At 32.9% G+C, this 4,560-nt stretch carries 5 protein-coding genes; 2 read left to right on the top strand and 3 right to left on the bottom strand.

Annotated features, from left to right (window positions below; all coding sequences use genetic code 11):
• Window positions 1-116 precede the first annotated feature (116 nt).
• Window positions 117-281, bottom strand: coding sequence for an aspartyl-phosphate phosphatase Spo0E family protein (locus tag A3M9_RS14530; protein WP_084424780.1), 165 nt, complete (start codon window positions 279-281; stop codon window positions 117-119).
• A gap of 218 nt (window positions 282-499) precedes the next feature.
• Here A3M9_RS14530 and A3M9_RS0112010 point away from each other — a divergent pair, with 218 nt between their 5' ends.
• Complete coding sequence (locus A3M9_RS0112010; RefSeq protein WP_051350733.1) at window positions 500-1,882, top strand: oxaloacetate decarboxylase subunit alpha; 1,383 nt, start codon at window positions 500-502, stop codon at window positions 1,880-1,882.
• A 21-nt stretch (window positions 1,883-1,903) separates the two neighbouring features.
• On the opposite strand, the gene A3M9_RS13935 is transcribed toward A3M9_RS0112010, so the two are convergent.
• Entirely contained in the window at window positions 1,904-2,644 is a 741-nt protein-coding gene (locus A3M9_RS13935; protein ID WP_051350734.1) for an N-acetylmuramoyl-L-alanine amidase, read from the bottom strand.
• A 269-nt stretch (window positions 2,645-2,913) separates the two neighbouring features.
• Window positions 2,914-3,123 (bottom strand): alpha/beta-type small acid-soluble spore protein, encoded by a 210-nt coding sequence (locus A3M9_RS0112020; RefSeq protein ID WP_027309403.1) that lies wholly within the window; start codon window positions 3,121-3,123, stop codon window positions 2,914-2,916.
• Between the two features lie 224 nt (window positions 3,124-3,347).
• Between A3M9_RS0112020 and A3M9_RS0112025 the strand changes: the two genes are divergently transcribed.
• Window positions 3,348-4,439 carry a 6-phosphofructokinase gene (locus A3M9_RS0112025; RefSeq protein ID WP_035166674.1) on the top strand — a complete coding sequence of 364 codons (1,092 nt, stop codon included), beginning with the start codon at window positions 3,348-3,350 and terminating at the stop codon, window positions 4,437-4,439.
• Window positions 4,440-4,560 lie beyond the last annotated feature (121 nt).

Raw genomic sequence — 4,560 nt, forward strand, 5'->3', positions numbered from 1 at the left:
CGACACACGGTTTAGGAAACCGTTGCTCTATCCTGCTGAGCTACAGGTGCATATTCTATTTTGATTATAGTACCATCGTTTTTTTTTGTCAACTGCAAAAAAATAGGGGTAATCCCCTATACTACCTTTTTATTTTGATATTTTTTCTGATATATTACTATATACTCATCTAATTGTTGGCTTATTTTTACTATTTCTTCATTTGTTGCATAGTCATTTTCTTTTAGTTTCCTCTCCAACAACTCCTTTAGTTTATCAATTTTTATCCGCAAGTTCTTCATACCGACTCAACCCCTTTTTTTTAAAGAGTCGGCCTCTTTAAAAGAATTTATTTTGTTGTTATTTTAAGTATACACATTTTTGTATATTTTTTCAATATATCCAAAATATTTTAATTACTAAATTTATTTCATTAATTATGAAATTTATCCTTCATTTTTTTGATATTATTGATAATTTATTGTATAATATATATATCATATAAAAAGGAGTGGGGAATGTGCGAGTTAACATAACAGAAACTATACTTAGGGATGCCAATCAATCTTTAATTGCAACAAGACTTTCTTATAAAGAATTTGAAGCTGCACTTGAACTATTAGATTCTGCAGGATATTATTCTTTAGAGGCTTGGGGTGGTGCAACTTTTGATTCTTGTCTTAGATTCCTAAATGAAGACCCTTGGGAAAGACTAAGAAATATAAGAAAGAGAGTCAAAAATACAAAGCTACAAATGCTTCTTCGTGGACAAAATCTTTTAGGATATAAACACTATCCAGATGACGTTGTTAGAGAATTTGTTAAAAGGGCAATATATAATGGTATAGATATAATAAGAATATTCGACGCACTTAATGATTTTAGAAACATCGAGGTTTGTGTAGATGAAGTAATAAAACAAGGTGGACACGCACAGGGAACAATAGCATACACTATAAGCCCAATTCATAATACAGAAAACTACATAAAACTTGCAAAGGAATTAGAATCAATGGGGGTTCATTCTATATGTATTAAGGATATGGCAGGAATAATGGGTCCAAAGGATGCCTATGAGCTTGTATCTGCTCTTAAAAGGACTGTTAACCTACCTATTGTACTTCATACCCACAGTACAACAGGCCTTGCACCAATGACTTACCTTAAGGCTGTTGAGGCTGGTGTTGACTGTATAGATACTGCAATTAGCTCCTTTTCTGGTGGAACAAGCCAGCCTGCAACCGAATCAATCCACTATGCTTTAAAGGATCTCGGATATGAAACAGGACTTAATGAAAAAACATTAAAGGAAATAAATGACCACTTTAAAAAGGTTAAAGATAAATATGTAGAATCAGGACAGCTAAACCCTTTTGTACTTGGAACTGATACTGATGCACTTGTTTATCAGGTACCTGGAGGAATGCTCTCAAACCTTATATCACAGCTTAAAGAACAAAGGGCACTTCATAAGCTTGATGAAGTTCTATCAGAAGTACCAAGAGTGCGTGAAGATTTAGGTTATCCACCACTTGTTACTCCAATGAGTCAAATGGTAGGAACACAGGCTGCCCTTAATGTTCTTCAAGGAGAAAGGTATAAGATAGTTTTAAAGGAAGTTAAGGCATATATAAAGGGTGAGTATGGAAAGGCACCAGGTACAATAAATGAAGAATTAATAAAAAAAGTTTTAGGTGATGAAAAACCACTAACAATAAGATTTGCAGATACGCTTGAACCTGTATTTGAAAAGACAAAGGAAGATATAAAGGAATTTGCAAAAACGGATGAAGATGTTTTATCCTACCTACTTTTCCCTCAGGTTGCAGAAAAGTTCTTAAGGGAAAAATACTCTGATAAGCCAAAGGAAAGAACAATCTCCTTCACAATTGAAGCAGTATAAAGGTGGCAATTTTGCCACCTTCTATATTAAATCTACATATTGTGCATAAACCCATCCATCATCTATCCTATACCATCCATCCTCAACTGAATAAATCTTTATCTCTTCTTTATATTTTAAAACTCTCACAATAGGAAATTTTGTAGATGGACCTTTTCTTACATTTAATCCTTCCTTAGCATTTACTCTTCCCTTCTTATATTCAATTATATTAATTCCTACAGCTTCACCGATACCCTTTGCAATGCACAGGGCTATTTTCCTTTGGTTTTTTTCATCTGCAAGTATTTTCTCTTCATTAGGATTACTAATAAATGCCATTTCAACCAAACAAGCAGGCATTTTAGTATATTTTAAAACATAAAAGTTTGCTGTTTTTACTCCTCTGTTTCTAAATCCCATTGTTGTTGCAATTAGATTTAAAATTTTTTCAGCCATATCTTTAGCCTTACTTTTTTCATCATAAATATATACTTCAGTACCATTTGCACTTCTATTATCTGCAGCATTACAATGTATGCTTATAAAATAATCTGCCCCACTTTCATTTGCAATTTTTACTCTTCTTGATAAGCTTTCATTACTATTGTTTCCAAGCCTTGTATCGGTTGTTCTTGTATAAACAACTTCTATTCCATTTAACTTTAATATGTCTCCTAAAAATAGGGCTACATTTAAATTAACATCCTTTTCCCTTAAATAGTTTGGCCCTACAGCACCAGTATCTGACCCACCGTGACCTGCATCTATGCATATTTTCATACTAATCCCCCCCTTATATAATATATTCACTTTATAAATAGTTGTACTTATAAAAAATAACATAATATTTTTTAACTTAAATAAAGAAAATATTCCTTATAAAACTTTGTATATACAAGTTTTACATAAAAATATCTTCACAAACTAATATTTAATATGTAATAATGATTGACTCCTACTTTTAAAAGGCAGCAACTTCTGTAGTTAATTTTTCTATAAAAAAGGGAGCATCCGAAGATACTCCCTTTTTTTGTTTGTTTTTTAGGTTATTACTTACCAGCAAGATTTCTCTCGTAAGCCTCAACCATCTTCTTAACCATGTAGCCACCTACTGTTCCACATTCCTTAGAAGTCATATTTCCCCAGTAACCTCCATCTGGAACCTTAACACCTACTTCATTAGCTACTTCATATTTGAATTGGTTAAGTGCTTTCTTTGCTTCTGGTACAACCTTTTGATTTTTACCTGTTGTATTCATTCTTTTCACCTCCTGTTTTGTTCTGTTACTATTAATTTAACCAAATAGCACTTATATATTCAGGGAATTAGGTGAAGCTTTGTATGTTTATATTCAAAAATACTTTTTTTGTTAAATAAAAATAACTTTTTAATATTCTGAATATTATTTATTTTAACCTTTATTTGATACTATAATTTAATTAATAGGGTCTTTATTTAATTAATTAAATTGGAGGGGTTTATATGGCAACAAAGAAAATAGCTATTTTAACAGGCGGTGGGGATTGTCCTGGTCTTAACGCTGTAATTCGCGCAGTAACAAGAACAGCTATTTTAAAGTATGGTTATGAGGTTATTGGGTATAAATATGGTTATAGGGGACTTTATAAAAATGATTTTATTCCATTAACATTAGATACTGTTTCAGGAATACTACATAAGGGTGGAACCATTCTTTATAGTTCAAATAAGGACAACTTGTTTGATTATGCTGTTGAAGAAAATGGTAAGATAGTAAAGAAGGATGTTTCAGACGTTGCAGTTGAAAATCTAAAAAAGGAAAATGTAGATGTGCTTGTTGTAATAGGAGGAGATGGAACACTAACAAGTGCACGCGACTTTGCAAGAAAGGGAGTTAAGGTTATTGGTATACCAAAAACAATAGACAATGACCTATATTCAACAGATTTAACCTTTGGTTTCTATTCTGCTATTGATGTCGCAACAGACGCACTTGATAGACTTCATACAACAGCAGAATCACACCACAGAATAATGATTCTTGAGGTAATGGGTAGAAATGCAGGATGGATTGCTCTATATTCTGGTATTGCTGGTTCTGCAGATGTTATTTTAATACCAGAAATACCCTACAGCATTGAAAAGGTGGTTGAAAAGGTTGAACAGAGAAAGGCACAAGGAAAGCCCTTTAGCATTATAGTTATTGCAGAGGGAGCAAAACCAAAGGATGGTAGTGTAGTAATTAGTAAAATAGTTGAAGACAGCCCAGATCCAGTAAGACTTGGAGGTATTGGAAATAAGCTTGCAAGCGATTTAGAGAAACTAATAAAGAGCAATGAAATAAGATGTACTGTACTTGGACATATTCAAAGGGGAGGAAATACTTCAACCTTTGATAGAATACTTTCAACAAGATATGGAGTTGCAGCAGTTGAACTTATACATCAAGAGAAGTTTGGAAATATGGTGTGTCTAAAGGGTGATACTATTACATATGATTCACTTGAAAATGTAATTGGTAAAACCAAAAATGTTGATCCAAATAGCGAACTTGTTCAAGTTGCACGTTCAATAGGAATAAGCTTTGGAGATTAATATTTAAGCCCCATGAAGGATTTCTTGGCATTCGTTCATTTCGCTAATCAATTCTAAGCTTTTCTTTGTTTGAAAAAGTCCTACCCTCGCGATGCCATCGTCCTGATGGCCGCTCGGCTCG

Source organism: Caloramator sp. ALD01 (genome assembly GCF_000472625.1).
GTDB classification, from domain to species: domain Bacteria; phylum Bacillota; class Clostridia; order Clostridiales; family Caloramatoraceae; genus Thermobrachium; species Thermobrachium proteoclasticum.